This window comes from Streptomyces kebangsaanensis (genome assembly GCF_001906585.1).
GTDB classification, from domain to species: Bacteria; Actinomycetota; Actinomycetes; order Streptomycetales; family Streptomycetaceae; genus Streptomyces; species Streptomyces kebangsaanensis.
The window spans coordinates 9,276-10,751 of record NZ_JUJA01000150.1 but is presented as its reverse complement, the minus strand read 5'-3'; the positions used below and the strand labels follow the sequence as shown (position 1 = coordinate 10,751).

General features: G+C 74.5%; 2 protein-coding genes and 1 pseudogene. 2 read left to right on the top strand and 1 reads right to left on the bottom strand.

Annotated features, from left to right (window positions below; genetic code table 11):
* The coding region (locus RH94_RS44480) for a bifunctional adenosylcobinamide kinase/adenosylcobinamide-phosphate guanylyltransferase (protein ID WP_234426011.1) at positions 1–110 on the top strand (110 nt) is incomplete at its 5' end.
* Here RH94_RS44480 and RH94_RS24450 read toward each other — a convergent pair.
* Complete coding sequence (locus RH94_RS24450) at positions 91–1,167, bottom strand: class I SAM-dependent methyltransferase (protein ID WP_079189162.1); 1,077 nt, start codon at positions 1,165–1,167, stop codon at positions 91–93. The genes RH94_RS44480 and RH94_RS24450 overlap by 20 nt on opposite strands.
* Before the next feature lie 129 nt (positions 1,168–1,296).
* Between RH94_RS24450 and RH94_RS44475 the strand changes: the two are divergent.
* Positions 1,297–1,476: pseudogene (locus RH94_RS44475) on the top strand (nicotinate-nucleotide--dimethylbenzimidazole phosphoribosyltransferase); the annotation flags it as partial.

Sequence of the window (1,476 nt, the reverse complement as noted above, 5' to 3'; positions counted from 1 at the left end):
GCCGCCGCTACCGCGACGAACTGGGCCGTCTGAACGCGGCGTTCGCGGCGGAGTGCGAACACGTGCTGCTGGTGGTGGCGGGCCAGGCCGTCACGCTGCGCGGGCGATGACGCGGTAGGCGTTGGACAGGCCGGGGGTGCGGCGCAGGAGGGGGGACAGGAGGAGGTCCAGGACGGTGGCCGCGTCCACCAGGGGGCTGGTCACGGTGGACAGGACCGCGCGCAGGGCGCGTTGGAGGGTGGTCGGCGGGGTGTCGTGCCAGGGCGCGTCGGCGGCGGGCAGGAGGTGGGTGAGGGCCAGGGCGACGGCTGCCGACAGGTCGCCCGGGGTGTGCGGGGTGCGGCGGTCGGTGACCAGGACCGTGCAGCCCTGGGACTCCAGCTCCGCGCGCAGGTTGCGCAGGGGCAGCAGGTGCAGATGGCGCGGCTGGCCGTGCGGCAGCCACCACTTGCCCAGCAGCAGGGCGAACAGGCAGCGCGGGTCGGGCAGTTCGATCAGCAGGTGGCCGCCGGGGCGCAGCGCGGTCAGGGCGCCGCGCAACTCGGCGCGGGGGTCCGGCACATGGGCCAGGTGGTGGAAGATGCTGACCACGTCGTAGCGGTCGCGCAGGCGCTCGGCGACGTGCGGGTCGGCGAGGTGGCCGACGTGGGCCTCCTCGACCCGGCCGGCCGCGCGGGCCCGCTCCACGCGCGGGGTGGGGTCCAGGCCGTCGAAGGAGGTGTACGGGAACACCTCCTGCGCGGCCCGGGGGAAGTGGCCGTGGCCGGTGCCGACGTCCAGCCAGGCCTCCGGTTCCCCGACGCCTCGCATCAGGTGCGCGTCCGTCCGGTGCCGCCGGGGGCCGCGGCGGGCCGCGAGCGCCGGGTCGGCGAACCCCTCCGGGTCGGTCTCGTCGAAGTCCCGGTGGTAGAAGGCCAGCCCGGCCGGGGTGAGGCGGGGGTTCTGGAAGGCGTGGCCGCAGTCCCGGCACTGGTGGAGCGCGAACGCGCCCGGCTTGTGCTGGAGCAGGTCCGGGGCGCGCAGCCGGGTGCGCAGCCGCCGGGAGCCGCACCAGGGGCAGTCCTCGCGGGGCGGCTCCTGGAAGCGGTGCGTGCCCTGGGCGAGTTCGGAGGCGTACGCGATGCGGCGCGGGTCGTAGAACCGCGGGGCGTACGGCAGAGGCGGCATGGGCGGCTCCCGGGGGCGAGGACGATTCGTTGAAACGGCCTGCTGAACAATTCACTACAAAGTCGGCGCAAAGGAACGTAGGGGATCGGGGTACCGGGCGGAAAGACGCCGTACGGGTGTGGCGCCGACGTGGCACCGTCCTGTTCGACCGGGGCCGGTACTGTTCGGCGAATGAGCTCGCTGAATCTCGACGACTTCACCGATCTGATCGAGCGTCCCGACGGCGGTGTGCGCCGTGACGCGGAGGCACGCCGGGAACGTCAGGTCGTGCCGCCCGGGGCGCTGGGCCGCCTCGACGAACTGGGTGAG